Source organism: Streptomyces smyrnaeus, from assembly GCF_017676345.1.
In the GTDB taxonomy this organism is placed as follows: Bacteria; Actinomycetota; Actinomycetes; order Streptomycetales; family Streptomycetaceae; genus Streptomyces; species Streptomyces smyrnaeus.
Window position 1 is genome coordinate 159,507 of the sequence record NZ_JAFFZM010000013.1, and the last position, 25,324, is coordinate 184,830.

At 68.9% G+C, this 25,324-nt stretch carries 24 protein-coding genes and 3 pseudogenes; 11 read left to right on the forward strand and 16 right to left on the reverse strand.

The genetic code is table 11. From position 1 onward, the window contains the following. Position 1: 1 nt before the first annotated feature. The 3 genes from JW613_RS36620 to JW613_RS21725 are packed head-to-tail and all read left to right on the forward strand — an operon-like array spanning position 2 to position 3,211. Positions 2-1,645, forward strand: a complete 1,644-nt coding sequence (locus JW613_RS36620) for an O-methyltransferase (protein ID WP_307865988.1) — start codon at positions 2-4, stop codon at positions 1,643-1,645. After that, on the forward strand, positions 1,642-2,676 hold the full coding sequence (locus JW613_RS21720; protein ID WP_209212513.1) for a methyltransferase: 1,035 nt from the start codon (positions 1,642-1,644) through the stop codon (positions 2,674-2,676). The genes JW613_RS36620 and JW613_RS21720 overlap by 4 nt, the downstream gene beginning before the upstream one ends. Before the next feature lie 28 nt (positions 2,677-2,704). Next, on the forward strand, positions 2,705-3,211 hold the full coding sequence (locus JW613_RS21725; RefSeq protein WP_209212514.1) for a phenolic acid decarboxylase: 507 nt from the start codon (positions 2,705-2,707) through the stop codon (positions 3,209-3,211). A gap of 344 nt (positions 3,212-3,555) precedes the next feature. On the opposite strand, the gene JW613_RS36860 is transcribed toward JW613_RS21725, so the two are convergent. Together JW613_RS36860 and JW613_RS21735 are read right to left on the reverse strand one after the other, a co-directional pair. Then, a complete protein-coding gene (locus JW613_RS36860; protein ID WP_209212593.1) occupies positions 3,556-4,005 on the reverse strand; it encodes a transposase in 450 nt (149 codons plus the stop codon). Between the two features lie 65 nt (positions 4,006-4,070). After that, positions 4,071-4,946: an NAD(P)-dependent oxidoreductase gene (locus JW613_RS21735; protein WP_209212515.1), complete on the reverse strand. Its 876-nt coding sequence runs from the start codon at positions 4,944-4,946 to the stop codon at positions 4,071-4,073. 115 nt (positions 4,947-5,061) lie between these two features. On the opposite strand from JW613_RS21735, the gene JW613_RS21740 reads away from it, so the two are divergent. The 3 genes from JW613_RS21740 to JW613_RS21750 all read left to right on the forward strand — a co-directional run bounded on the left by JW613_RS21740 (position 5,062) and on the right by JW613_RS21750 (position 7,354). Then, complete coding sequence (locus JW613_RS21740) at positions 5,062-5,646, forward strand: TetR/AcrR family transcriptional regulator (RefSeq protein WP_209212516.1); 585 nt, start codon at positions 5,062-5,064, stop codon at positions 5,644-5,646. Between the two features lie 135 nt (positions 5,647-5,781). Further along, positions 5,782-6,399, forward strand: coding sequence for an RNA polymerase sigma factor (locus JW613_RS21745; protein ID WP_209212517.1), 618 nt, complete (start codon positions 5,782-5,784; stop codon positions 6,397-6,399). Further along, entirely contained in the window at positions 6,392-7,354 is a 963-nt protein-coding gene (locus JW613_RS21750; protein WP_209212518.1) for a CU044_5270 family protein, read from the forward strand. The genes JW613_RS21745 and JW613_RS21750 overlap by 8 nt, the downstream gene beginning before the upstream one ends. Before the next feature lie 61 nt (positions 7,355-7,415). On the opposite strand, the pseudogene JW613_RS35930 reads toward JW613_RS21750, so the two are convergent. From JW613_RS35930 to JW613_RS21790, 8 genes and pseudogenes are all read right to left on the reverse strand, one after another. Continuing rightward, a pseudogene (locus JW613_RS35930) lies at positions 7,416-7,807 on the reverse strand (NF041680 family putative transposase); the annotation flags it as partial. 606 nt (positions 7,808-8,413) lie between these two features. Beyond that, positions 8,414-9,403 carry an ArsA family ATPase gene (locus JW613_RS21760; RefSeq protein ID WP_209212520.1) on the reverse strand — a complete coding sequence of 330 codons (990 nt, stop codon included), beginning with the start codon at positions 9,401-9,403 and terminating at the stop codon, positions 8,414-8,416. Continuing rightward, complete coding sequence (locus JW613_RS21765) at positions 9,394-9,651, reverse strand: cory-CC-star protein (RefSeq protein ID WP_019359067.1); 258 nt, start codon at positions 9,649-9,651, stop codon at positions 9,394-9,396. The genes JW613_RS21760 and JW613_RS21765 overlap by 10 nt, the downstream gene beginning before the upstream one ends. Next, positions 9,648-11,348, reverse strand: a complete 1,701-nt coding sequence (locus tag JW613_RS21770; RefSeq protein ID WP_209212521.1) for a carbon starvation CstA family protein — start codon at positions 11,346-11,348, stop codon at positions 9,648-9,650. Before JW613_RS21770 ends, JW613_RS21765 begins: the two co-directional genes overlap by 4 nt. Positions 11,349-11,919: 571 nt before the next feature. Beyond that, entirely contained in the window at positions 11,920-12,159 is a 240-nt protein-coding gene (locus tag JW613_RS21775) for a DUF3311 domain-containing protein (protein WP_209212522.1), read from the reverse strand. An 81-nt stretch (positions 12,160-12,240) separates the two neighbouring features. Continuing rightward, positions 12,241-12,564, reverse strand: coding sequence for a hypothetical protein (locus JW613_RS21780; RefSeq protein ID WP_209212523.1), 324 nt, complete (start codon positions 12,562-12,564; stop codon positions 12,241-12,243). Then, positions 12,561-13,139 (reverse strand): sigma-70 family RNA polymerase sigma factor, encoded by a 579-nt coding sequence (locus JW613_RS21785; protein ID WP_209212524.1) that lies wholly within the window; start codon positions 13,137-13,139, stop codon positions 12,561-12,563. The genes JW613_RS21780 and JW613_RS21785 overlap by 4 nt, the downstream gene beginning before the upstream one ends. Further along, positions 13,136-14,683, reverse strand: coding sequence for a sodium:solute symporter family protein (locus JW613_RS21790; RefSeq protein ID WP_209212525.1), 1,548 nt, complete (start codon positions 14,681-14,683; stop codon positions 13,136-13,138). The genes JW613_RS21785 and JW613_RS21790 overlap by 4 nt, the downstream gene beginning before the upstream one ends. Positions 14,684-15,421: 738 nt before the next feature. Here JW613_RS21790 and JW613_RS21795 point away from each other — a divergent pair. Continuing rightward, positions 15,422-15,994, forward strand: a complete 573-nt coding sequence (locus JW613_RS21795; RefSeq protein WP_209212526.1) for a dihydrofolate reductase family protein — start codon at positions 15,422-15,424, stop codon at positions 15,992-15,994. Positions 15,995-16,229: 235 nt separating this feature from the next. On the opposite strand, the gene JW613_RS21800 is transcribed toward JW613_RS21795, so the two are convergent. Next, complete coding sequence (locus JW613_RS21800) at positions 16,230-16,877, reverse strand: TetR/AcrR family transcriptional regulator (RefSeq protein WP_307865989.1); 648 nt, start codon at positions 16,875-16,877, stop codon at positions 16,230-16,232. Positions 16,878-17,047: 170 nt separating this feature from the next. Between JW613_RS21800 and JW613_RS21805 the strand changes: the two genes are divergently transcribed. Continuing rightward, complete coding sequence (locus tag JW613_RS21805; RefSeq protein ID WP_209212527.1) at positions 17,048-18,007, forward strand: quinone oxidoreductase family protein; 960 nt, start codon at positions 17,048-17,050, stop codon at positions 18,005-18,007. Between the two features lie 1,002 nt (positions 18,008-19,009). Here JW613_RS21805 and JW613_RS21810 read toward each other — a convergent pair. Beyond that, the gene (locus JW613_RS21810) at positions 19,010-19,939 is read right to left on the reverse strand and encodes an NADP-dependent oxidoreductase (protein ID WP_209212528.1); all 930 of its coding nucleotides are present in this window, start codon (positions 19,937-19,939) and stop codon (positions 19,010-19,012) included. 75 nt (positions 19,940-20,014) lie between these two features. Between JW613_RS21810 and JW613_RS21815 the strand changes: the two genes are divergently transcribed. Further along, the gene (locus tag JW613_RS21815) at positions 20,015-20,395 is read left to right on the forward strand and encodes a winged helix-turn-helix transcriptional regulator (protein ID WP_209212529.1); all 381 of its coding nucleotides are present in this window, start codon (positions 20,015-20,017) and stop codon (positions 20,393-20,395) included. A 34-nt stretch (positions 20,396-20,429) separates the two neighbouring features. On the opposite strand, the pseudogene JW613_RS37045 reads toward JW613_RS21815, so the two are convergent. The 4 genes and pseudogenes from JW613_RS37045 to JW613_RS21830 form a co-directional block, all read right to left on the reverse strand. Then, positions 20,430-20,808, reverse strand: a pseudogene (locus JW613_RS37045) (IS982 family transposase); the annotation flags it as partial. 246 nt (positions 20,809-21,054) lie between these two features. Then, positions 21,055-21,273 carry a zinc finger domain-containing protein gene (locus JW613_RS37050; protein ID WP_435853333.1) on the reverse strand — a complete coding sequence of 73 codons (219 nt, stop codon included), beginning with the start codon at positions 21,271-21,273 and terminating at the stop codon, positions 21,055-21,057. 220 nt (positions 21,274-21,493) lie between these two features. Beyond that, the gene (locus JW613_RS21825; RefSeq protein WP_209212531.1) at positions 21,494-22,615 is read right to left on the reverse strand and encodes an epoxide hydrolase family protein; all 1,122 of its coding nucleotides are present in this window, start codon (positions 22,613-22,615) and stop codon (positions 21,494-21,496) included. A gap of 52 nt (positions 22,616-22,667) precedes the next feature. After that, positions 22,668-24,113, reverse strand: coding sequence for an MFS transporter (locus JW613_RS21830; RefSeq protein WP_209212532.1), 1,446 nt, complete (start codon positions 24,111-24,113; stop codon positions 22,668-22,670). Positions 24,114-24,164: 51 nt separating this feature from the next. Here JW613_RS21830 and JW613_RS21835 point away from each other — a divergent pair, with 51 nt between their 5' ends. Both JW613_RS21835 and JW613_RS36865 read left to right on the forward strand, forming a co-directional pair. Beyond that, entirely contained in the window at positions 24,165-24,749 is a 585-nt protein-coding gene (locus tag JW613_RS21835) for a CGNR zinc finger domain-containing protein (protein WP_209212533.1), read from the forward strand. Positions 24,750-24,946: 197 nt separating this feature from the next. Further along, positions 24,947-25,305, forward strand: a pseudogene (locus JW613_RS36865) (hypothetical protein); the annotation flags it as partial. Positions 25,306-25,324 lie beyond the last annotated feature (19 nt).

Here is a 25,324-nt window from a genome sequence, read left to right on the forward strand (position 1 = left end):
TTTGACCGACCGCCACTGCCCCGCACTTATCACGCACGGCACCGCTGCCGACGGTGCTGTGCTGACACTGCCTCTACCGGACGAGGAGTTCACCGCCTGTCGCCGTTGTCCGGGCGATATGTGCGCGCGTGCTGCCCAGCACATCAAAGGCGACCTGAGCATTCTCACCCAAGTCGTGCACGGGCCGGCGCCCCCCGGCGAACGGCCACCTGCGGACCCCGGTGCCCGCATTCGCCACCGGTGGCTCATCGGCCATCAACTGGCCTTCGCCGTCTGGCGGCTGATCCGGCACACCCTGCAGGAACTCATCCGCACCTCAGCTCCCCAGGCCGCTGAACGCGCAGCACGGCTGTACGACATCTACACCGTGCTGTTCCTCTACACCGGCAGCTGCTCGGCCGCACGCTACGCGGCGACGGTGCGGGCCGACATGGCGGCCCACGACCCCGCGCTCAGCGGTGAGTGGCACCGCGACCACATGGCCTTGCCCGACCTGCTGCGCCAGGCGCGAGCCAGCTGCCCGGCGTCCGTGCTGGCTCCGCTCACGGCGGCAGTCAAACGCAGTCACCACATCCACATGGCTGTTGCGGGCAAGCTCGTCCCCAGCGGCCAATCACTCCTCCAACAGGCCGGGAAGCAAGCAGGCGTCCAGCCGACGGAAGCCGAGTGTGATGTCATCGACGACTTCTTCCAGGTGCGGCGCGCGCCCATCTGTGAGAAGGCGTTCATCGCTCAGGCCATCCGGCGCCTCGTCCAGGTCGTATGCGACATCCGTAGCTATGGCCTGACCGACCTGGAACCACCGCCCCAGGTCGCAGCACGGCACCGGCCAGACCTCGACGCTCTGCTCGGCTCCACCATCGGCCGCTTCACAGAGCTGGCCGACTTCCTCATGACTTCCTCACCCAGCCTCGTCGACCTCAGCACGCACACGGGAGGTGCGATGACGTCCCTGACCGACGACACGAAGACCGTGCCCATCACCCCAGCTCTGCACCGGTACCTGGTCGGCCACACAATGGCGCCCAGCCGCGTCCAGCAAGACCTCATGGACCACACCCACGCCCTGGGGACGGTCGCCGAGATGCGGATCCCCCATGAGCAGGCGGCGCTTCTGACCTTGCTCACCAAATTGACCGCTGCCCGCGACATCATCGACATCGGTACCTTTACGGGCTATTCGGCCCTGGCTCTCGCCCTGGGCTCCCCTCCCGGCGGTCGCGTCATCACCTGCGACACCTCCACGGAGTGGACAGGCATCGCCCAGGACGCATGGAAGCAGGCAGGCGTCGCCGACCGCATCGAGCTGCGCCTGGGCCCGGCACTGGAGACCCTGCGCTCCTTACCCCACGAGCCGACCATCGACCTGGCCTTCATCGACGCGGACAAGCCCTCCTACTGCGACTACTGGGAGGAGCTGCTCCCTCGTGTCCGTCCGGGAGGCGTCCTCCTCGCCGACAACGTGCTCTACTCCGGCGACGCGGCAAACCCCGACGCCACCGGCAACGCCCAGGCCATCCGGGCTTTCAACGCTCACGTTCACAACGATCCCCGCGTCGAGAACGTGATGCTTCCCATCGCGGACGGCCTGACTCTGACCCGCAAGCGCAATGACGAACACCTCACCATGGAGGCTTGCTCATGACGGACTTGCCCAACGAAGCACAGGGGCCGCAGCGCATCATGGAGCTGTCCTCCGGCCTGTGGGCTTCCAAGACCCTGTCCACTGCACTGCACCTGGACCTCTTCGGTGCCCTGGCCGCCCACCCCGGTGCGACGCACACCGAACTGGCCGACCGGCTGGGCATCTCCGCCCGCCCCATGCGATCACTCCTGGCCGCCTGCGCGGCGCTCGGCCTGCTGACCCGCGTCGGCGAGAAGTGCTTCAACACCCCTCTCTCGCAGCGTCACCTCGTGCGCACGAGCCCCGACTACTTCGGTGGCTGGGTCGAGATGCTCGACCGCCATGACTACCCGGGCTGGATGCAACTGCACGACGCCCTACGCCACAACCGACCCACCGCCTGGAATCCCGACGAGCAAAACTCCCTCTTCGACAACGCCGACCCCGTCATGCTCGACACGTTCTGGGAAGCCATGACGACGGTCTCCACCGTCACTGCCCGCCAACTCGGCTCCCGCCTCGACCTCACACGGACGCGCGCCCTGCTGGACGTGGGGGGAGGTGGTGCCGCCTGGGACATCGAACTCTGCCGTATGCATCCGCCGCTGCGTGCGGCAGTCTACGACCTGCCGCATGTGTGCGAGCTCACTCAGAAGAAGATCGACCAGGCCAACCTGGGGGACCGCATCACCACCATCCCCGGCGACTTCTTCGCTGACACATCCTTCCCCGAAGGCTACGACACCCACCTGGTCTCCTCCGTCCTGCACGACTGGTCCGATGCGCAGTGCCGCGAACTGCTGGCCAGGTCCTTCACCGCCCTGCCCTCGAACGGCCGGCTCGTCATCGCCGAGCTGTTGATCGATGACACCGAGGACGGACCCCTTGACGCTGCCCTGATGGGTCTCGCGATGCAGGTGGAAACCTGGGGCCGCAGCTTCACCGCCGCCGAGCTCACCAGTTGGCTCACCCGGACAGGCTTCACTGACGTCCACGTCACCCGCATCCATGCACCCACCGCCAACGCAGGCGTCATCGCCCGCAAACCCTGACCGCCCAGCGCCCGCCCAGGAGCCACGCATGACGCACCAAGTGATATCCCCTCTCAGCACGACAGACGAAAGGGACACCGAAGGCATCATCGGCCATCGGATCGAGTACACCTATGCCAACGGCTGGCGCTACGAGATGTACGTCAAGAACGCCACGACCATCGACTACCGCATCCACAGCGGCATGGTCGGCGGCCGCTGGGTCAAAGACCAGAAAGTCGACCTCGTCACCCTCACCGAGGGCGTGTACAAGATTTCCTGGAACGAACCCACCGGCACATCAGTGTGCGTCACCTTGGTGCCGGCCGCGCGACTCTCCCACGGCGTGATCTTCTTTCCGCGCTGGGTCGCGCAACACCCTGAACGTACCGTCCTCTTTCAGAACGACCACCTTGACCGCATGCACTCGTACCGTGATGAAGGACCGACATATCCAATTCATGTCGTCTCCGAATTCTCGGAGATCACCCTGTTTGAGGATGTGGGGCCTGACGATGAAACCGTTATCGACCGTGCCCCGCCCGGTCTCCCATAACCAGCACGAAGATCCCGCGGCTGCCTGCCGCCTCGCACGAAGCCTGTCTGCCACACCGCACTCCGAGCGGTTCCGCGGAAACATCACAAGCTTCGCCCGCCCAGCCGCTCCGTCCTACTGAGAAGCTCATTTCATCCCGGTCTCTATCCAGGAACCCGCTGTTCGGGATCTGGCGTCGGGTCACCAGCTGTGACTGGATCAAGAGGGGGCAGCCGCTCTGCCTGATGGGCGACTCGGGCACCGGCACGAGACGCGTGGGGCAACTCTCTGGGGCCCACGCCTCCGTGGTGCAGAACGATGGTCCTGGCCGCATCAGGTCCCGGAGATGGCCTGCCAGTGCAACTTCATGACCGCGCACCCGCCAGCCATCGCGCTGAAGCACACCGCCCCTGCCGGGCGATCCGGACCAGTGGAGCAACCTGACCTTCACGACACAGGAAGCATCGGGCAAATGTGCGGTCACCGTGCAACTCACGAGGAGCCGCGGACTCGCCCTCATCAGCTCCGCGAACTGATCTTCGCGGAGCCCTCCTTTCTGAGGAACCCGGTGGTGCGGACGGTGCCGCCCTGGGTGCCCCGGCGGCGTGCAGGTGGGCGCGGACAGCGGTGGAGTCGACGTTGATGTCCCAAGCGATGTCACCCTCGGCGTCGGCCTGGGCCTGGACGTGCTGGAGGAGACTCTCCCAGGCACCATCGGCCGACCACGGTAAGTGCCGCTTGTGCACGGTCTTCCGTGGGCCGAAGCGTCCGGGCAACTCTCTCCACTGCGCCCCGGTGCTGAACCGGTGGAAGATCCCGTGTCGGTCAAGTCACCCCTGCTGGTCATGTCCAGACCTGCAGGCATCGCGTTGTGCCGCGACTATGCCTTGGCCGTCTTCATCAGCTCCACCAGGCTGGAGAAGCTGTCCGCCGCGTGCCCGGCGTCCATGCCGCGCCGGAACAGAGCGGCCACGGCGGCCGGCAGAGTGGTGTCGACGCCCGCGTCGGCGTTGGTGTGCAGTACGTGTTCGACGCTGGCCATGCCCATGGCGAGGCGGTCCACGTCGCCGGGATGCTCGCCGGCGTCGATGCGCTCTGCGTAGAAGGAGAGAAAGTCCGGCATCCCGGTCATGGTCTCGGTGGCGTGCGGGAGGACGTCCGTTGCCGTGAGTCCGTTGGCGTCGGCGAGTGCGATGACCTGCCAATAACTGAGCGTGGACGTCCAGAACATGACCATGCCCATCTGGTACAGGAGCGCGGCCAGGCCGGGGTCCTCGCCCCGGTAGTCCGTGCCGGTCAGGACTTCGAGGGTGGATCGGTGCGCATCGAAGACCTGGCGCGGCCCGCTGTAGAAGGTGGACGACCCGGGCTGTCCGATGCCGGAAGGCGAGGCGTTGACGCCACCCGTGAGGTGGACCCCGCCGTGCTCGGACACCCACCGCGCCCCAGCGCGGGTCTTCTTCGGGGTGTCGGAGCTGAGATTGACGAGCACTCGACCGGCCAGGGCGTGGGACGCAGGCTCCAGCACGGCGTACATCGCGTCGTAGTCGGTGAGGCTCAGGACGACCAGCTCATTGGCGCTCAGGGCGTCTTCGGCGCTCTTTGCGAGTACGGCGCCGCGCGCGACGAGGGCATCGGCACGGGATGGGGTGCGGTTCCAGACGGTGACCTGGTGACCCTTGCCGAGCAAGGCGTGCACCATTGCCTGCCCCATGGGGCCGAGTCCGATGACGGTCACGGACTGCTTGCTGCTCATTGGGAAGACCTCCGCGGTACGAGTGACGAGGCGACTAAAACGAGCGCTCTATTTAGAGTATGGAGGCAATGTAACACGGCTCTAAAACGAACGCTCTAACCAGTAGGGTGTGCACATGGGACAGGCCAGCACCCGGGACCGGATCGTCATCGCCGCAGCGCGCCTCCTGCAGCGCCAGGGCTATGTCGGCACGGGCATCAAGCAGATCGCCAAGGAGGCGGAGGCCACACTGGGCTCCGTCTATCACTTCTTCCCGGGCGGCAAGGAGGCCGTTGCGGTCGCCGCCATCAAGTACAGCAGTCAGGAGTTCGCGGCGGTCCTCCGCGACGCGCTGGACAGCGAGGAGGATCCGGGCGCGGGCGTTCAAGCCTGCGCCCGGCAGCTCGCCGAAGGACTGCGCGCGTCGGGTTGGACCGACGGGTGCCCGGTCACGGCAGCGGCACTGGAAACCCTGGGAACCGACTCCGAAATCCAGCAGGCATGTGTCAACGCACTGCGCAGCTGGGAGCAGACGGTCACCGACAAGCTCCTGCGCTCCGGCTTCCAGGCCCGCGACGCCCGGGAGTTGGCGACCACCATCATCGGCGCCCTGGAAGGCGCCGAAGTGACGGCCCAGGTCAACCGCAGCGAGGAACCACTACGGGCGACGAGCCGACAACTGGCCCGCTTGATGGATTCATACGGAGTATCCCGCTCGTAAAGACCACTTGTGATCGGGGAGACAGGACCTGGAGACCAGCGGCCAGGGGCCCGAGGGAACTCGCCGGGGGCGACGGGCGAAGGAGAGATGAAAGCCCAAACCTTCGAAGCGTTCCCCAGAACGAGAGGAGCCCCGATGACCGTCGAACCAGGCGTCCGCACGGGGGTGGACAGTGATGCCTCGGTAATTGCGCGGTCCCGGGATGAGCCCGAGGCATTCGCCGTGCTCTTCGACCGGCACGCGGATGCGGTACACCGTTATCTGGCCCGTAGGCTCGGCGGCGAGCCGGCCGACGACCTCATGGCGGAGACCTTCACCACTGCTTTCCAGCAGCGGCACCGGTACGACCCCGCGCGGGCCACGGGCGACGGCGCCCGGCCCTGGCTGTTCGGCATAGCGACCAACCTGGTCGGCCGGCACCGGCGGGCCGAGGCCCGCCGATTCAAGGCCCTGGCCCGCATTCCGGCTCCCGCCGACCACGAGGAGCCGCTGGCCGAACGCGCTGCGGCCCGGGTGGGAGCGCTGGCCGTACGCCGCGATTTGGCGGCGGCACTGGCCGCACTGCCCGCGCGGCACCGGGACGTGCTGCTGCTGGTGGCGTGGGGCGGCCTCGGCTACGAGGAGGTGGCCCAGGCCCTCGGTGTCCCCATCGGCACGGTCAGGTCACGGCTGCACCGGGCTCGCAGCAAGCTACGCGAAGCGTTGGGCGGATCCGATCCGACGGCACTGCGAGAGGCATCCGGCCATGACTGACGAACTCGAACTCCTGCGGGACTGGGACGCCGACGCGTCCCCGCTCACCGAACCGGCCCGGGCACAGGCCCGGCACCGACTGCTCAACACGATCACGCGCACGGAGCGGCACCCCGACACCGGACTCGGCCGCCGCCGCGCGCTGCGCCTTGCGACGGCCGGGGTGGTCGCCATGGCGATCACGGGGACGGCGGTGCTGATCACTAGCGAGGGCGAAGACCCGGACCGCGCGGGCACGGTAGCCCCGCAGATGCGCAACGCCGCCGCTGCGAAGGTGCTGAAAGGAGCGGCGGCGTACGCGGGCGATCAGGAGACGCCCGTTGCGCCGCGCGGCGACCAGTTCATCTACTCGAAGCGGATCATCAAGGAGAGGGACCGGAAGACCGGCAAGGTCAAGACCTTTGTGGACGTGAACTGGGACTCGGTGGACGGCTCCAAGCGCTCCTTGACCATGGAGCGCGGCAACGTGATCTGGGAAGAGCCCATGAAGGACGGCGGCTCCGTGTGGCCTCCCCGGGAGTGGAGCAAGCTCAAGAAGCTCCCGACCGATCCGGAGAAGCTCGTTCCGGCCATCGTCTCCGCCCGCGGCACGACCGACCAGTCGATCGACGACCTCTCCGGCTTCGACTGGTTCCGCGCCTACTTCCTGCTCGGTGAGCTCCTGAAGCACCCGGTGCTGCCCCCGGGGATGCGTGCCGCCGCGTACGAGGCACTGGCCCTGGTGCCCGGGGTCAAGGCGATTCCGGGCGTGAAGGACTCTGCCGGGCGCCCGGGAGTGGGGATCGCTTACACCGGACAGGGGGCCCAGAAGGGCAGCTACCTCATCTTTGATGCGGAATCCTACGAATTCCTGGGCTTCCGCAGCGAGGGGTCCACGGCTTCCGGCAGGACGTACGTCCAGCTCTCGCACACGGTGGAGTGGGCGATCGTCGACCGCTTGAAGCAGCGCCCCTAGCTTGATCTTTGACCTGTGCGCCGTGGGCGAGGGGTGGTTGACGTCTTCTTCTTTCGTTTCGAGTGTCCGTTTTGCGGACTGTGTGGACGTCGTAGCGTGGGGCGGGGCGCGTGTTCTTGCGGCTTGGTGGCCGTCCTGGCCTGGGCTGGTGGGTTTCGGTGCTCTGGCCGGACATGTCGCCTTGAAGCGGAGGTACCGAAAGTCGCGGCGGACGCGGGCAGATGTGAGCCGGTGCGGTTCGCTGGGTCTCTCCCATGGCCGTCGCAAGTCGGCTGCCAGCGGTCGGGCGGGACGGAGTTGGGCATGGACGGCGAGGATCAGCCACGTCCATTGAGCGGAGGCATCGGGTGTACGGATCTTGGGGTACGTCCAGCCCAGGGTCTGCTTGAGGAACCGGAAGGTGTGTTCGATGTCGAAGCGCCGCAGGAAGACCTGCCAGAGCCCGTCGACATCTTCGACGGGCTCTGGCAGGACAGTTCCGCCCAGGTGATGGAGGGGGTTTCTCGCCCGATCGTCACAGTGCCGGCCGAAGAGCCTGTGAGCTGCTCATGAAGCGCGCACGACCAATGGCCGATACCCGGCCACTGCCGTCCGGTGACCTGGCCGCCATGCAACGGCGATCCACGGGACGGTTCGCCTCAGCCGTCATCCGGTCGTCGACGCGGTGCCGACGGCACTCCAGCGCCACCAGGGCTCAGCTCGTGAAGACGGCATGCCGCAGGGGTGACGAAACGTCAGCCTCCATGAGGTCACGCCTTCGGGGGCGGTAACCGTACGGCCGTGACTCGCGTGGACGACGTCGCCGTCCACGTACGCGAGTTCGACGTCGTGTCGCACCCGCCGACAGGTTGGACGAGAGATCCTCGAACCACCTCACCAGGCGGCCGTCGGCGTTCCTTCCGGATGACCGCCTCCTCGTGGTTGCCCGGACCCTGCCGCCGCGCCTGCATCGGAGGCAGGGGCAGGAGGATGGAGGCCGGTTCCTTCCTGTCGACGATGAATCATTCGGAAGAGCTGTCCATCCGCCCAGCAGGCGGTGGTCCGGAATCATCCGGGAACTCAGGAAGAGGAGGGTCCGAGCAGGTCGGCCAGCGCGGCAAGGGCCTGAGTGCCCACCAGATCTCCCGGCAGCAGTGGTATGTCGAGCAGCGGTACGTCCACCTGCGGCCGCAGTCGGACGAGGTGCCGGTCCTCCTGTCCCCGGCGCCGGGCGAGCACCTCACCGGCGTCCGCCGGAGAACGGCGGTTGGCGACGAGTGCGGCCACCTCGACGCCGAGGCCGGTGAGCTTCTCGTACACCTCCATGGTCTCGGCGATCGGGAGCAGCTCGGCGGTCAGCACGAGTACGAACCCGGCCTGTGCCGGGTCCGTCACCACCTCGCGCAAACGGGAGAAGCGGTCGCGTCGGCGCAGCAGGATCCTGCGCAGGTCGGCGTCGCGGTCCGACTGCTCACCGCCGCCGAGGCCGCGCACCGCGGCGCCGAACCGCTCGGACCGGTCACGGTTGGCGAGCAGGGTCTCGGTCCAGGAGGTGAGCTGTTCGGGCAGCGCGAGCAGCCGCAGCGTGTGGCCGGACGGGGCGGTGTCGAAGACGACCAGGTCGTACGCCTCCTCCCCGAGCTCCACCGCCTCGGCGATCCGCTCCAGCACCGCCGACTCGTGGGTGCCGGGTGCCAGCCGGGCCAGCTCCAGGTGCCGGGCGGCCGGTGCGTGCATGCGCTCGGGCAGCAGCCGCCGCATCGTCCCGGCGACCGCGGACAAGTGCTGCTCGACCGTGCGCTCGGGGTCGATCTCCAGTCCGTCGACGTAACCCGCCGTCCCGGCCCCGGGGGCGAGGTCCCCGGGGCCGGCGAGGCGCGTGGGCTCGTCGCCCACGAGGCGGTCCCAGAGGTGGCCGAGGTTGTGGGCGGGGTCGGTGGAAACCAGCAGCACGCGGGCGCCCGCCCTGGCACGGCCGAGGGCGAGCGCCGCGGCGATGGACGTCTTGCCCACCCCGCCCTTGCCGCCGACGAAGACGACCCGGCGCGAGGCGATGAGATCTAGCAGCACCCGACATGCTCCAGTGGCGAGCGGTCCATGCCCATCCGGCGGTGCCAGGCGTGGAAGTCCTCATAGAGGGCGGGCATCAGCTCGACGGTGTAGTACGCCGCCGGGTCCGGCACGCCCAGTGCCTCCGCGAGGACGACCATCCGGAAGAGGTCGTCCTCCTCGCGCCGGGCGCGGGCGAAGGTACGCCGGTAGGGGCCGGCGTAGAACTCCTCCAGCCCGGCCCGGAACGAGGCCCAGCGGGATGTCACCCTGTCACCTCGGCCTTCTCCGTCACATCGGCGTCAGGGGCCTCAGGCGGCTCCTGGGACGCCCGCCGCATCGCGACGACCGCTTCGAAGGCGACCCACACGGCGGCGACGATGATGACGACGTCGATGGTCAGCAGCAGCCAGTCCCGGGCGTCGTAGAGGTCGCCGAGCTGCGCGAGCGCGGCCCAGAACGCCATCACGAACACGACCGCGAGCGGCACCAGGGCAGGAGCCGGGTTGCGCCGCTTGCGGATCAGCATGACGGCGACGATGGACAGGGTCAGGGAGGCCAGCAACTGGTTGCTGGTGCCGAACAGCGGCCAGATACGGAGGCCGCCGGCGCCGTCGGCGCCCTGGCTGAAGGTCAGTCCCATACCGGCGGCGAGCGCGATGAGGGTGCCGACACCATTGCTGATCTTCAACTTCGCGGCCTCGCCGGCCTCCTGGACGACGAAGCGCAGCAGGCGCATGCCGGTGTCCATGGTGGTAGCGGCGAACAGGATCGCCATTGTGGCCAGGACCGTCGAGCTCAGCGAAGCCGACAGGCCCAGGCCGCTGTTGACGATCTCGCCGCCGCCCGTGACGAACGCTCCGACGCCGCCCTCGCCGAAGGCGGTGTAGACGGCCTTCCAGTCGGCCATGGTGCGATAGCCCGCGATGGCGGCGATGATCGCGCCGAGCGCGAGCATGCCCTCGCCGACCGCGCCGAAGTAGCCGACGAAGCGGGCGTCGGTCTCCTTGTCCAACTGCTTCGAGGAGGTGCCCGAGGAGACCATGCCGTGGAAGCCGGAGATCGCGCCGCACGCGATGGTCACGAACAGCAGTGGCAGGAGGTCCGGGGTGCCCGCGGGCACGGCGTCGTTGAAGGCCGGGGCGACGACCGTCGGGGCGCTCAGCACCACCGCGACGAACAGGATGCCGAGCCCGACGAAGAGCTGGACGCCGTTGATGTAGTCACGCGGCTGGAGCAGCACCCACACGGGCAACAGGGAGGCTACGCCCGCGTAGACGAAGAGGGAGACGATCCAGAAGGTCGCCGGGGACATGCCCAGGATCGGGTCGGGCAGCTCCACAGGGAAGGCGTCACCGAGGAGGACCAGGCCGTAGAGTGCCGCGACGCCCACCACGGTGACCAGGCCCAGATTCATCCTGTAGCGGTAGACCGCCTGGCCGACCAGCAGCGCCACCACGACCGCGCCCCAGGCGGGGATCACCGCCGAGGGAGTGGAGATCAGCAGGTCCTTGATGACCACCGCGAAGGCCGCGATCACCATCAGGAGCAGCAGGAAGATCACGACGAGGAAGAGGTTCGCGCCCCGGGCGCCGATGTAGCGGCTGGAGAGCGTGCCCATCGAGCGGCCCTTGTTGCGTGCCGAGGCCCACAGCGCACCCAGGTCGTGCATGCCCGCGAAGAAAACCGTGCCGAGGGTGACCCACAGGAAAGCGGGCACCCAGCCCCAGATCACGGCGACTGCGGGGCCGACGATCGGCGCTGCACCCGCGACCGAGGTGAAGTGGTGACCCCACAGCACGAACTTGTTGGTCGGGACGTAGTCCACGCCGTCCTGCAGCTCGTGCGCGGGTGTCTTGAAGGACGCGTCGAGCTTGTAGACCCGGTTGCCAAGGAATTTCGAGTAGAGGACGTATCCGCCCGCGAATATCGCAAGGCCGATCAACAGCAGCGGAAGTGCGTTCATGCGAGACGCTCTCTGGGTTCTGGGGAATTGAGCCGTTGCCCTGCACGGGATGTGCACGATGTGCACCTGGCAGGCAGACAGCGTGGACGGTGGAGCGTGGCCTTCCTCGACCGAGTCAGACCGGCGACCGGAACGGGGGATCGGGCGCCTGCGCCCGCTTTGCACGGCTCGGCGGTGTATCCGGTCACGGGGTGCTGCGGGTGGGCGGCGACTGTGCCGTGGCGGTGGCGGAGCTCTTCCGTCACGGCCACACGCATCTGTCCGCACACCTGTCCGCAGCCGTCGGTCACCATCCGGCCCGGCACGAGTCCGTACCCGCTGTCTGCCAATGGTGCCCCCTGACCTCCTGCTTGGATGCCGCGAGCCGGTCGCCCGGCGGTCTGCTCAGGAGTTGCCGGAGGTTGCGGTTCGGTTGACAGGAGATTTCCTCGAGTTTCAGGTGGCGGGTCATGGCGTCACGAACACGCCCCGCTGTCCTGGCGGGCGACGACTGTGCCGTGTCCGGAGAACTTCCTCGACGGCCCGGCTTTCAAGCAGCGCGACGCACACACCGGACGCCACTGCCCCCGTTTCACTCCGCGGCGCCCCCGCCCCGACGTGCCCGCTGGTCACGCCGCCAGAGTTGGTAGGCAATCATCGTCAGCACTGCGGAAATCGGCACCCACAGCAGCTGGTACCAGTAGAAGAACGGGATGCCCATCAAGGCGGGGTCGGTCTTGGCGTAGGAGCCGACCCACAGCATCGCGACGAACGGGGCGACGAGACACAGGGCGATCACTACCCGGGTCGGCGTGATCACCGCTGGTTTCATTCGAGGTCTCCCCGGCATTACGGCGGCTCCCTTCCCTCGCCGACTACGCGAACAAAGCAGGACAGCAAACCGGTCGAGCGGTCACACGGCTGAGGCGCAGGGCACGAGGCAGTCGGGGAGGGTTCGGGGAAGTGACGCGAGAACCCCGCTGCCGGACCCCGCACCGGAAAAGATGACCCCCCGCTCCGAGGGCGTCTGGTTCAGCACCCACAGGCCGATCAGCGTGGCCAGGGTGAACACGACCGCGACGAGCACCGCGAGGACGAGCCTGCGCCGACGCTCGCGGCGCAGCCACTCGCCGCGCGCAGTGCTGTAGGCGTCGGGGGCACCCCGCACCCCGTCCGCGAGCGCGGCCAGGGCCTCGCCCAGTTCCCTCTCCGTCCGGTCGGGACTGGTGTCGTTCATTTCCGGGCCTCCATCGCCTGGGTCAGCGCTGCGATACCGCGCGTCGTATGCGTCTTGACGGATCCGCAGGAAATGCCCATCGCAGCGGCGATCTCACTTTCCTTCAGCCCGAGCCAGTGCCGCAGCACCAGCGCCTCGCGCTGCCGGGTCGGGAGCTGCCGCAGTGTGTCGATCAGCGCACGCTGGTCGTCGCGCAGCAGCGCAGTGCTCTCGGCCGAGGCGACCATCTCGTCGGGTGATCTCACCGCGTGTTTGCGTGCCATTTGCAGATGGCGTATCCGCATCCGCGTCAGATTGCAGACCGTGGAGCGCAGATAAGCCTCAGCCGCCGCAGTGTCCCGCAGCCGTGGCCATCTGCGGTAGATCTGGTAGTAGGCCTCGGCCACCACGTTCTCCGGATCGTCGGCTCCCAGCAGCACGGCGAGTCGCAGCATCGGGGTGTAGTGCAGTTCGAACAGCCGAGCCACACCGGCCTCCCTCTCCGCGTCGGCGGGGTCGTCGATCGCGGGGGCGAGTGCCTCGGCTGGAACTGCGGGCTGCGGCACGGGCACAGGGATGCCGGGTCTGTGTCTCATGGGTTGTTCGCTCCCGTCTCGGGGCGCCGCCTGACGGTCAGACGCGGGGGCAGGTCGGTGAGGTCGGCGCCGCGCGGGACGTGGAGACGTTCGAGAGCGACGCTCCCGGCCACTGCGACAGTCAGATTGAGCAACAGCGCGACGAGCCCGACGTATATCTCCAGCGATCCGGCATCCGTGCCGATCGGCACGATGGGCGAGAACCCTTCCCGCACCACGAGGAACGTCCCGGCCACCATGCCCACGCCCCACCCGGCAAGGAGAGCTCGGGGGTGCAGCCACCGGGTGTACAGCCCCACGGCCACAGCCGGGAAGATCTGCAGGATCCAGACCCCGCCGAGCAACTGCAGGTTGACGGCGTCCTGATCGCGCAGCCCGAACACGAACGCCACCGCGCCCACCTTCGCGGTGAGCGACACCGACTTGGCGACGCGCACCTGCCGCTTGGGCGTGGCCGTCGGATGGACGTACTCGACATAGACATTGCGGACGAAGCTGGTCGCGGCCGCGATCGACATCACCGCAGCCGGGACCAGCGCCCCCACGGTGATCGCTCCGAACACCAGCCCGGCCAGCGCACCCGGCATCAGCCGGTCCACCAGCATCGGCACGGCCGCCTCGGCCGCGCCCTCCGGCGCCCGCACCCCCACCGCGAGTGCGGCGATCCCCAGGAACCCGAAGAGTGCGAGCAGCCCGGTCCACACGGGCAGCGCCACGGCGGTCTTGCGCAGGGTGCGCGAACCGTCGGAGGCGAAGCCCGCCGTGAGCACGTGCGGGTACATCAGCAGGGCGAGCGCAGAGCCCAGGGCGAGGGTGGCGTAGGCGGGCTGATGCGCGGGGCTGAGGAGCAGCGCGGGAGAGCCCAGCTGCTGGGCGGCGCCCTCGAAGATCGCACCCGGACCACCGAGCCGCACCAGGACCAGCCAGGTCACGGCGGTCAATGAGACGAAGACGGCGACCGCTTTCAGCGCGGAGATGACGGTCGGCGCCCGCAGCCCGTGCCGGTAGGTCGCCACCGCGAGTCCGGCGAACAGCGCCGCCATCACCAGATCGCCGGTCACGCCCCCCGGGTACATGCCGCCGGCTGTCAGCACCGCGCGTATGCCCAGCAGCTGCAGTGCCAGATACGGCATCGTCGCGAGGATCCCGGTCAGCGCGACCACCAGGGCCAGTGGAGGGGATCCGTACCGTCCGCGCACGAAGTCGGCGACGGTGATGTAGCCGTGCCGCCGGGCCACCGTCCACAGCCGGGCCAGCAGGACGAAGACGAGCGGGCAGACGAGTACCGTGTAGGGCACCGCGAAGAACGCGGGCGCGCCGTTGCCGTACGCCAGTCCTGGTACGGCGGTGAAGGTGTACGCCGTGAAGATCGTGCCGCCGAGCAGCACCCAGGTCCACCAGGGTCCGAGGCTCCGGTCGGCCAGCGCCCAGCCCTCCAGGGAGGGAAGCCGGTCGTTGGGACGCAGGCGGCGCGCGGTGACCGCGAGCAGCGACGCCCCGGCGAGCACCGCGAGAAACGTCGCAGTCATGGCTGTACCGGCCATGGGTCACCGTCCTTGGTGTGCCTGTTCCCTTGCGCACGAGTTGCACGGGCCGCCGGCCCGGAGGACAGGGATCGACATCCGCCGGAAAGGTACTGTCGACCCTGCCGACGGGTGGAGATCTCCTGCACACAGGCCTACAGCGGCCAGGAGAGGATCGTAGGCCATAGCGCGAACCGTGAGTCACCGACTACGGTGCGTCATGATCACGTAGGGGATATGCGCAGTCCGACAGGGATCAGGACACCCTTGTGCTCGCGAGCAGGGCAACCGGTCGGCGGCTCGCTTCGTGGAGCTCTGCTCCGGGCAGCCACCAGCGTCGTCGTCGGTCTCGCCACGGGGGCCGCTGAAGAGGCAACCCCGCACACGCTCGCCACGGGGGCCGCTGGAGCGCTCGTGTGGCTGCTGCTGTACCCGCTGTACCCCTTCGCGCTCTCCCGTTTCGGCTCCACGCGGGGCAAGCGGTGTCCGGGTTCGGGCGGGATCGCCCGGGCTTCGGGCCCTGGAGGGGGCTGGACCACGAACGGCTCGTCGGGCTCCGAGGCACTGATCGCCTGGGCCGCCATCACCCCTCATGGGCCACCGCCTCACCCCGCACCGCAAGCGTCTGACCTGGACTGTCATTCCTCGTCCTGTTCCGCGTCACCGATGCCGACGCGGCCACGCGCAGCAAGGACCGATGAGTTTCCGGCCCGCCATGGGTCTGGATTGGGAAGACACCCGGCGAAGGAAGGAAACCCGATGTCAAGCCTGATGGTCGACTACATCATGTCCCTCGACGGATACGGCGCGGCGGAGGGCTGGCCCGGATGGTGGGGCATGGAGGGCCCGGAGTACTTCGCGTGGCTGGAAGAAGACGGCAAGAACGACTGGGTCACGCTCATGGGCGCGACGACGTACCGGGTGATGTCCGCGTTCGCCGAGCGAGGCGAGGAGGGTGTCGATGCGCTGACCGCGCTGAACAAAGTCGTTTTCTCCTCCACTCTGACCGCGCCCTTGTCCTGGGCCAACACCGACCTGGTCACCGGCGACGCGGTCGAATCCGTGCGGAAGATGAAGCGCGGCTCGCGAGACCTGCGCACCCTCGGCAGCCTCAGCCTCTCCCGATCGCTGCTGAAGGCAGGTCTCGTCGACCGGTTCCGCGTCGTCGTCTTCCCCGTGATCACCGGGGCAACCGGGCGCGACCGGATCTTCGACGGCTACCCTGATGTCAAGCTCGACCTCATCGAAAGCCGCACCCTGGACGGCCGCTCGCAAGTGCTCGACTACAAGCCCACCGTCCTCGACGGACCGCCGGCAACCGGTCAGCAGTGACCGAGAACCCCGCCCGGCCAGACCCGGCTCAAGTGGTGCCCTTCTTGATGAGCGTGGCGGGATACTCGCTGATCGCCCTCGGAGGCTGCCCGCCGCTGTCGCTACTTGCGGCGTAGTCGCACGATCGAGGGGCGGTCCCTGCGAGCCCGCCCCTCGCACGACTGAAACCCCGCTGCGCTATAGGAGGGGACTCCACTTCGGTCCGGGAGGTCGTGCCGGTACGCCGTTGCGGGGCTCAACGTCCTGCGTGCGCACCGCGGGACGGCAGGTCGAGCAGGGGCAGCCACACCGTATCCACGATCTCGACGATCGTCTCGTCCGGCACGGGGCCCATACGCATCAGCATGTCGTGGCGCACGAGATCGAAGGGCAGGTTCACCATGCGTTCGGTCCGCGGCACCTCCGCCAGCTCGCCGCGCTCGACAGCGCGGTCGACGAGCCGCTCGAAGGGGGGCGTCTCGTCTGCGCTATGGAGGCGGCTGCGTAGGTCGCTGAAGTTGGTGCCGGTTGCGCGGAAGTAGTCCGCCAGATGGATCTGCATGAGTATCAGTGCTCGGGCCCGCTCGGAGTTGACCGTGCGCAGGAGAGTAACGGCGTCCTGGCGTAGGTCTCCGGTGTCAGGGATGTCGAGTGGGCGCCAGTAGCGGGCGAGTGTGGCGATGAGGAGGTCCTCGCGCTGCGGCCAGCGTCGGTAGAGCACCGGTTTGCTGGTGCCGGCACGCGCTGCGATGGCCTCGAAGGTGAAGCCGTTGTAGCCCTGCTCGACCAGAACCTCCCAGGCGGCGTCGGTGATGGCCTTCTCCAGGGCGGCACCCCTGCGTCGGGTGGGAGTGCTCTCCGTGTGCTGCTCACTCACCACTGCCCCCAATATCCACTGCGCCACGCATCCATTCTCGCGGTATTCCGCCAGGCGATTAGGTTCGCTTGCGTATCTTAATGTCGGGTTCTATCCTCGGCAAATAAGACACTGCGCCGTATCTTACGACTCGCCCGTCGGTTCCGTCCCAGCCGAGCCGCCGCCCCTCACCGCCAATCCACGCCAGAGAGGCCCGCATGTCCATGATGAATGCCGCGCTCGTAGAGTCCTACGACGAGCCGCCGCACCTTCGTTCCATCCCCGCCCCCGATGCCGCCCCCGGCCAAGAGGTGGTGGATGTCCTCGCCGTCGGCGTGCACCCCGCCACCCGCGGCATCGCCGCCGGCAAGCACTACACGAGTCCCAGGACACTGCCCGCGCTGGCAGGTGCCGACGCCGTCGTCCGCCGGGCGGACGGCAGCCTCGGATACGTCATGGTGATGGGCGCCGGCACCTTGGCCGAACGCATCGTCGTCGACCCGGCCGCCGCCATCCCGGTTCCGGCCGGAGCCGCTCCCGCACTTCTGGCCGCAACCATGAACCCCGCCATGTCCTCATGGTGTGCGCTGCGCACCCGTGTGCCCTTCCAGGCCGGGCAGTCGGTCCTGGTGCACGGCGCGACCGGCAACGCCGGATCGATGGCCGTCAAGGTGGCCAAACACCTCGGCGCCGGGCGAGTGATCGCCGCCGGCCGCAACCGCACCCGCCTCGACGAGCTCCCGGCCGAAGGGGCGGACGATATCGTCCAGCTCACCCCCGACCAGGACGCCACCGCGGCCTCGCTCGCCGAGGCCGCCGCAGAGGTCGACGTGGTCCTCGACTACATCTGGGGCCCAGCCACCGAACTCGCCATGCGCGCCGTCCTCGGAGCACGCACCCAGCACACCCGCTTGCTCGACTGGGTGCAGATCGGCGGCGTGGGCGGAGACTCGATCACCCTGTCCGGGCACGCCCTGCGCTCCAACGCGTTCCGCATCCTGGGCAGCGGCTTCGGCTCGGTGGACATGCAGAGCATGCAGCGGGAGCTCACCGAACTCGTCGCAGCGATCGCCGCAGGCGGCATGGCCGTGCACCCGCGCCCGTTCCCGCTCGACCAGGTCGAGGCGGCCTGGGCTCACCAGGATGCACCGGGCGAGCGCACCGTCATCCTCTTGTGACACACGCCGCCGACACCGGCTCCGAGACCCGGGTACTGCCGGAGTGCTCCACTGCCCGGACCGCCGAGCCGCCGGGGCAGTCAGGCACGTTCGGTGCGGAGGTACGCCCATCGAGCGATTGGTCTGCGATGGTCGGTTGGCCAGCGGCGGGTTTCCGGAGAGTCGGCCTTCGAGGGCCATCTCGAAGGTGCTCAGGGGCGCCTTCCAGCGCATGTCCCGCGTCGGCGTCCCCTGCCGGTCGGGTCCAGCTTGTCGGCTCAATGAGGGTCGTACCGGCGTCGTCGAGTTTGATCGGGGCGTCGCTGACCTTGTCCCCGTCGCTGAGGTTGCGTATTCGTCGATGCCGTGGAAGAGGGCGGGAGTCGGGATGCTGGGATCGGCGCTGGAGGTGGTGCCGATGACCGCTTGCGGCTGGTGTTCGGGTGTGAGGGCGGCGCCCTGCCGTCGACGCAGCCGTCGTCGGGGTGCAAGTCGGCGTTCCTGTCGGCCGGCAGCGTCCAGAGGGACCGGGTGGAGTCACGGGAGACGTGGAGGAGGTAGCCGCTCTCGAGGCACCGGTTCAGCTCGTACGGGGCGTGACCGGGGCGTCGAGACGGTCTCGTCCATCAGCCGCCCCCACGCGTCCAGAGCCAGACGGCTGGCGTGTTGAACGCGGGTGTATTGGCGGACCGGGCACGCAAGCTCGGCGCTGACATGGAGATCCTCAGCCCGAGGAAGGCGGGACGCGACTCATCTGGCACCCGCTGTTGGGGGGGGAGGAGGAGGCGCATCGGTCCCTCCGGAGGGCTGAGCGGCGGAGCTCGCTCCGGACGGCGCGCTCCGCACTGTAGGTCCGCACGGCCGGCCCGGGAAGGCAGGACGGACTTGCGGGTCGACCGGACGGTGGCGACCTCGCCGAGATCTCGGAGCGCGGCGAACTCCGTGCTTTGTTGCGGAGTTCGCCGACAAGGGGCCGCCCAGCCGGAGCACGATGCCGGCGAACTTCTCACGGGCATGAGGGGATCAGATGGTGAGGACGAGCTTGCCCTGGAGGTGACCGCCGTCGAGCAGCCGGTGCGCCTCGGCGACCCGCTCGAACGGGAACGTCTGCTGCACATGGACCCGGAGCCTGCCCTGTTCGACGAGTTCGACGAGACCTCGCAGGGCGACCGGATCAGGGTCGACCGCGATGCCGCTGAAGCGCATGCCGGCCGCCTCGTACTCGGCGATGAGCTCCGCATCCTCCTCGGCGACCGCCGTCACCAGGTGCCCGCCTGGGCGGAGCACTTCGAGCGACCGCTTGACGGTGTCGCCGCCGATAGTGTCGAGCACGACGTCGATGTCGCGGACCGCCTCGGTGAAGTCGACCGCCGTGTAGTCGATCACCTGGTCAGCGCCGAAACCCTCGACGAACTTCCGCTTGCTCCCGCCGGCGGTCGCGATCACGTGCGCGCCGAGCGCTTTCGCGATCTGGATCGCGACGTGGCCGACCCCGCCACCACCGCCGTGGACCAGGACGCGGTCGCCCTCGCTCACGCCGCCCAGGTCGACGAGGCCCTGCCACGCCGTCAGCCCGACGACCGGCAGCGCCGACGCCTCGACGTGCGAGAGCAACGCCGGCTTGCGTGCCAGGTGCAACGCCGGCGCCGCCACGACCTCGGCGTACGCGCTCGCCGCCCGCGGGAACAGCGGCATCCCGAACACCTCGTCGCCGGGCCGGAACCGCCACGTCTGCGACGACTCCTCGACCACGCCGCTGATGTCCCAGCCGAGGATGAACGGCGGCTGGCCGATCAGCGGGAACTCGCCGGCGCGCAGGCGCGCCTCCAGCGGGTTCAGCCCGATAGCCTTGACGCGGACGAGGACCTCGGTCGGAAGGGGCTGGGGCTCGGGCGCGTCCACGACGGTGAGCACCTCGGGACCGCCGAGCATCTCCTGGGTGATGACTCGCATGACTCTCCTGGCTTTGGAAGGGGGAGAGAACCCAGGCTAGGTTTCCGATAGGAACCAGCAGGTACCTTTGGCGCCATGAGCGGTTCTGGTCCCGGTGATCTCTTTCTCGCCGACTGCCCGGCGCGGCTGGCGGTCGAGCTCATCGCCGACAAGTGGACGGTGGTCGTGCTCGCCGGTCTCAGCAAGGGCCCGGTGCGCCATGGCGAGCTGATCGAGCTGATCGGCGGCATCTCCCGCAAGATGCTCACCCAGACGCTCCGACGCCTCGAGGCGCACGGACTCATCCGCCGCCACGCCTACGCCGAAGTCCCGCCCCGCGTCGAGTACGAGCTCACCGCACTTGGGGCGACGCTGATCGAACCGATCCACATGCTGGCCGAGTGGGCGAGGGCGAACGGCGACGCAGTGCTCGACGCACTGGACACCGATCCCGAGCCGGTCGCCCACAACGACTGACACCCCCGCTGGATAGTTGAGTCCGATGTTCTCGATGGTCGTAGGCGATCAGGGAGCGTTTGGTCTTGGCGCCGGTGGTCCAGTTGCGCCAGATGCCGGATACCGGCTGCGAGGGCGAGGAGTCGTTGGCCGGAGCGGGCGAAGACCGCGGCCGGGATGCTGCCGCCGTGCTGTTCGAGCTGAGCTGGCCTTTGAGGGTGGCGATGACGGCTTCGCTCCATGGCGGACGCGGGCGGTCTTCCCGTGCCGGACCGGCTCGCCCTTGCGCTTCGGCCGGACCAGGTGAGCCCTCAGTCGGCTGGTGATGAAGGTTTCGAACTCCTCGCCGGCGAAGCCCTTGTCGGTGCGGACCATCTGTCCGGCCCGGACGAGGTGGTGGCTTCCAGCAGCGCGGCCATCGCTTCTCGCTCGCCGCAGAAACCCAACAAGCTCACCCACAAGCACAACGCCCTCAACCACCTGTTCCACGCCTTGGTCAAGGCCCGCGGCCACAGCCCCGAACCGATCTCCGAGGCTGCGCAGGCCCGCAGCCGCAAGCAGCAGGAGGACCTGGGGCAGGAGGAGTGAGTCGTCGTCGATGACCTTCGGCCGGCCGCCGTGGTTGCCCTTGGCGGCGGCGGTCTGCTGGCCCTCCAGGGTCTTCTCACGGATGTCGTACGTCAGCTTGAGCGCCTTCTCCAGCTCGGGCCGCGGTCGTCGGGTACGGGGAGGTCGAGTTCTTCGCGGAGTGCGGGGACGAGGGTGAAGCGGGCGGTGTGTGGTACTTCCTTTGCGCCTTTCCCGCTCCGGGTGCGGCACGGACTCCCGGCCGGGGCTTCACACTTGGGGCATTCGTTGCGTTCTACCGCACTCGCGGCTTGATCGGGGGCCGGGCCCACCCCGGCAGTTTCTCAGATCCGTTTCGCACAACGCCCTGGTTTTGAGAGGTTTTCCGCAAACGGCGACCTGCGGAAACGCGATCACTCGCGCGCCGTTCGCAGAACTCTCGCAACTGGTCATTCAGGAGAACGTGGTGCGCGGCCGTCGATTTGCCGTTGACCCGGGGGACGGACAGGACCATCTCCTGGGCGTGGGCTTCCCAGGAGATGGCACGGACAGTCAACGGAACAGGCGGAAGAATCCGCGCACCTGCTCGACCAGCGATTCCGGCTGCTCCAGCGCGGCGAAGTGGCCACCGTGCGGCAGCTCCTCGAACCAGCGCAGGTCGGTGAACCGCAGCTCGGCCTCCCGCCTCGACGGGCGGGTTATGTCGCGCGGATAGACCGACAGCCCGGATGGCGCGGTCACCTTGTCCCGGAAGTTGGCGAAGCTCTCCCAGTACAGGCGCGCCGACGACGTGGCCGACGCGGTGAACCAATAGACCGAGATCTCGTCGAGGATCGTCTGCCGCGACAACGCGTCCTCCGGATGGCCGTCGTTGTCCGTCCAAGCCCAGAACTTCTCGGCGATCCAAGCCGCCTGCCCGGCCGGGGAGTCGGTGAGGCCGTAGCCGAGCGTCTGCGGCCGGGTCGCCTGGACCGCCGAGTATCCCCGGCCGGTGCGCTGCATCTCCTTCTCGGCCTCAAGATTCGCCAGCTCCGCGGGCGTCGGGTCGTTGAACGTGCCCGCCGCCACGGATCCCAGGTTCAGGTGGACGCCGGCGACCCGATCGGGTGCCACTTCGCCCAGCGCCCCGAACACCGCCGAACCCCAGTCACCGCCCTGCGCGCCGTACCGTTCGTAACCCAGCGAGACCATCAAGGTGTCCCAGGCGCGCGCGATGCGGGTGATGCCCCACCCGGTCGTCGACGGCTTGTCACTCCAGCCGTACCCGGGCAACGACGGCGCGACCACGTGGAACGCGTCCGCCGGGTCACCGCCGTGCGTGCGGGGGTCGGTCAGCGGGCCGAGGACCTCCAGGAACTCGAGCACCGAACCTGGCCACCCGTGCGTGAGCACGAGCGGGAACGCGCCCGGCTCCGGCGAGCGGACGTGCAGGAAGTGGATGCCCAGCCCGTCGATGGTGTCGCGGTACTGCGGGAAGAAGTTCAGCCGCTCGGCGAACCCGAAGTCGTAGTCCTCGGCCCAGCTGCGGCACAGCTCCTGCGTATACGCCAGCGGCAGCCCCTGTGACCAGTCGTCCACCGGTTCGCGCTCGGGCCACCGTGTCCGTCGCAATCGTTCACGCAGGTCCGCGATCTCGGCTTCGGTGATGCCGACCTCGAACGGCTGGGCGGACATGGCAAGGCTCCATACTGGTCGAGGCGTTGTCGGGTCAGATGCAGGTGGACTGTCAGCGCGGGCTCCCACGCGTGGCACCGGGTTCGGGGCGGCACTCGGGGGCGGGGCGCCGGGTCAGGCTGAGGACGAGTCCGGACAGGGGGAGTGCCGCGAGCACGGCGAGGGCCACCGGCGCCGGCACGATGCCGGACAGACCTGCGACAGCGGCCGGACCGATGCCGCCGCCCAGGACGTTCATGAAGTTGAGCAGGCCCTGTGCGGTGTGGCGGTCGTCCGCGGCGACCAGGTCCGGCGCGAGGTTCACAGTTACGGCTTGGGCACCGGCGAACCCGCATACGGTCATGGCTGTGCCGAGGACGATCGGGACCGGCCCGGTGGAGACCGCGACCACGAGCACGCCGATGACGGTGAGTGCCGCAAGCCCGGCCGACATCTGCCAGCCGGTGAACCGGTCGGTCAAGGTGCCGATCAGCCGCCCGGCCGGCACCGAGCAGGCGGCGGCCGGGAGCAGGAGCACGCCGGCTTCCAGGGGGCCACCGCCCGTGGCCTGCTCGATCAGGGAGGGGGCGCGGAACAGCACCCCGTAGTAGCCGGCGAAGACGGTCCCGCCGATGAGCCCGGCCGCCAGGAAGCCGCGGGATGCGAGCACCCGCCGAGGCACGAACCCGTCGGGCGTGCTGCGCACGCGCCACCACAGTCCGACGGCGGCGAGCGCCCCGGCGGCGGCCACGACGAGCGTGACCGGAGCGGGCAGTCCGACCGAGTGTGCCTGCAGCAACGTGATCAAGGAGCCGGCGAGTACCGACAGCACGGCCGCACCGACGACATCGAGTCGCTCGGTCGAGCCGTTTTGCTCGCCGCTACCGCTCCGCGTCAGCGCGCGCCTGCTCGGCAATGCGGCCAGCAGGAGGGGCAGCGCGAGGACCGGGATCGCGAGCACGGCACGCCACCCGAGCCATGCGGTCACCGCCCCGCCTACCAGAGTCCCGCACCCCGACGCCGTCGCGCTGGCCGCCGCGATGATTCCCAGGACGCGGATCCGCTGCCGCCCGGGAAGGGCGGTGGCCGCGGCAAAGACGGCGATCACCGTCGCCCCCGCCCCGGCGCCGCCGATCAGTCGGCCGACGATCACGACGGACAGCGCCGGTCCGGCTCCGGCGAGCGCGGAGCCTGCGGCGAGCGCCACGACCCCGGCGACCAGGACCTGGAAGGGGCTCCGGCGGACCAGCAGCCGACCCGCGACCGGCATCGCGAGCGCGGAGGTCAGCGACCACGCGGCGAGAATCCATGCGGTGGCCCCGAACGGCACCGCGAGTGAGCGGCCGATGGCCGGCAGGGCCACCGACGGCGCTCCCAGTGCCACGTACATCGGCAGCACCAGCATCCCGAGAGTCAGCGCCAGCCGGCGCCCGTCCGGGGCATCCGTTCGTTCCGGTGCCGGAGCACCTCCGGGCGGGATCGTCTGCGGCGTCGCGCCCCGCCGGGTATGTTGTGACATGCGAAAGCTCCTTTGAGTGTAACGTTACGGAGCGGTGAGGAGACACGTCAAATGCGGGACGCGTATCACAACCCATTGGTGGTCCAGACGGCCGTCGACCTGGCCAACACCTTGAGACCGGTCAAGGGAGAGGACGCGCTGGAGACCGTGGAGCAGCTCCGGGACTTCCTTGACGACCACCCCGCGGTCGAGCCTCCGAGTTCGGCGGCGAACCAAGGGACCGGTTCGCGGTATCTCACCCGCGCCGACCTGGCGGAAGTCCGCGCGTTGCGCGAGACGGTGCGTGAGGTGCTCGAACGGGCGAACACGGATGCGGACGCGGCTGCGGCTCTGATCAACGACGGTCTGCGTCGCAGCCGCGCCACCCCGGTACTGCGCCACGAGGACGACCGCTGGTGGACCGAGGTGGCCTCCGACACCGACCGCTGCGCGGCGCACCTTGCAGCGACGACGCTCAGCGCACTGGCATCCGTGATCGCCACGCTCGGTCCCGCTCGTCTCGGCGTATGTGCCGGGCCGACCTGCCGGGCCACTTTCGTGGACCTCTCGCGCAACGGCTCGAAGCAGTACTGCACCCGAACCTGCGCACACCGGGCCAGCGTCGCGGCCTACCGGAGCCGACGCAGCCCGCGTTGAGTACCGGCACCCGACCCCGCTGGACCCGACCCCGGGTTTCGTCCGAGCCCGCCTTCGACGAACTTGTTCGGACCCCCGAGGGCGTTCCTCTCGATGCGCCCTGCATCGCAGCGAATGCCGCAATGCAGGGCCGAGACCGCAAGATCTCCGCTCCGAACGTGACCAACGACTCCGAGGCCGCGGTCAAGTTCGCCGCCGAGCACTCCCTGGCCGTGACCGCGCACCTGTTCCGGGCCGAGATTCCCAAGGCCGCCGACGTACGCGTCACCGTGGTCGGCGAGCGGGTCTTCGCGCAGCGGGTGGCCGCCCCCGACGGGGCGCTGGACCGGGCCGCAGCGGCTGGGACGCGTTGGAGCACGAGCGCGTGCAAGTGCCCGCGCCCGCACAGGCCGCGCTACACACATGCAAGAAGCTGTGGGAGTGCATCGAGACGGTCCTGTCCGCCTACGACGAGGCAGGTCGGCCCGGTCCGGAGACCTTCACGCCGCACGTGTACGGCGGCGGGCAGTACCTGCGGCACCCGTGCAGGCCCGGCCTGCCGTTGCCGAAGCCCTGAGCACCTGCTCCCGGAGCCT

What these genes read in the sequence shown, in the direction of transcription:
- JW613_RS21805 (WP_209212527.1), top strand. Translation starts at nt 17,048, where the DNA reads ATGTCCATGATGAATGCCGCGCTCGTAGAGTCCTACGACGAGCCGCCG.
- JW613_RS21740 (WP_209212516.1), top strand. Translation starts at nt 5,062, where the DNA reads ATGGGACAGGCCAGCACCCGGGACCGGATCGTCATCGCCGCAGCGCGC.
- JW613_RS21750 (WP_209212518.1), top strand. Translation starts at nt 6,392, where the DNA reads ATGACTGACGAACTCGAACTCCTGCGGGACTGGGACGCCGACGCGTCC.
- JW613_RS21720 (WP_209212513.1), top strand. Translation starts at nt 1,642, where the DNA reads ATGACGGACTTGCCCAACGAAGCACAGGGGCCGCAGCGCATCATGGAG.
- JW613_RS21830 (WP_209212532.1), bottom strand. Translation starts at nt 24,113, where the DNA reads ATGTCACAACATACCCGGCGGGGCGCGACGCCGCAGACGATCCCGCCC.
- JW613_RS21785 (WP_209212524.1), bottom strand. Translation starts at nt 13,139, where the DNA reads ATGAGACACAGACCCGGCATCCCTGTGCCCGTGCCGCAGCCCGCAGTT.
- JW613_RS21725 (WP_209212514.1), top strand. Translation starts at nt 2,705, where the DNA reads ATGACGCACCAAGTGATATCCCCTCTCAGCACGACAGACGAAAGGGAC.
- JW613_RS21775 (WP_209212522.1), bottom strand. Translation starts at nt 12,159, where the DNA reads ATGAAACCAGCGGTGATCACGCCGACCCGGGTAGTGATCGCCCTGTGT.
- JW613_RS21770 (WP_209212521.1), bottom strand. Translation starts at nt 11,348, where the DNA reads ATGAACGCACTTCCGCTGCTGTTGATCGGCCTTGCGATATTCGCGGGC.
- JW613_RS21780 (WP_209212523.1), bottom strand. Translation starts at nt 12,564, where the DNA reads ATGAACGACACCAGTCCCGACCGGACGGAGAGGGAACTGGGCGAGGCC.
- JW613_RS21835 (WP_209212533.1), top strand. Translation starts at nt 24,165, where the DNA reads ATGCGGGACGCGTATCACAACCCATTGGTGGTCCAGACGGCCGTCGAC.
- JW613_RS21790 (WP_209212525.1), bottom strand. Translation starts at nt 14,683, where the DNA reads ATGGCCGGTACAGCCATGACTGCGACGTTTCTCGCGGTGCTCGCCGGG.
- JW613_RS21810 (WP_209212528.1), bottom strand. Translation starts at nt 19,939, where the DNA reads ATGCGAGTCATCACCCAGGAGATGCTCGGCGGTCCCGAGGTGCTCACC.
- JW613_RS21745 (WP_209212517.1), top strand. Translation starts at nt 5,782, where the DNA reads ATGACCGTCGAACCAGGCGTCCGCACGGGGGTGGACAGTGATGCCTCG.
- JW613_RS21815 (WP_209212529.1), top strand. Translation starts at nt 20,015, where the DNA reads ATGAGCGGTTCTGGTCCCGGTGATCTCTTTCTCGCCGACTGCCCGGCG.
- JW613_RS21735 (WP_209212515.1), bottom strand. Translation starts at nt 4,946, where the DNA reads ATGAGCAGCAAGCAGTCCGTGACCGTCATCGGACTCGGCCCCATGGGG.
- JW613_RS21795 (WP_209212526.1), top strand. Translation starts at nt 15,422, where the DNA reads ATGTCAAGCCTGATGGTCGACTACATCATGTCCCTCGACGGATACGGC.
- JW613_RS21825 (WP_209212531.1), bottom strand. Translation starts at nt 22,615, where the DNA reads ATGTCCGCCCAGCCGTTCGAGGTCGGCATCACCGAAGCCGAGATCGCG.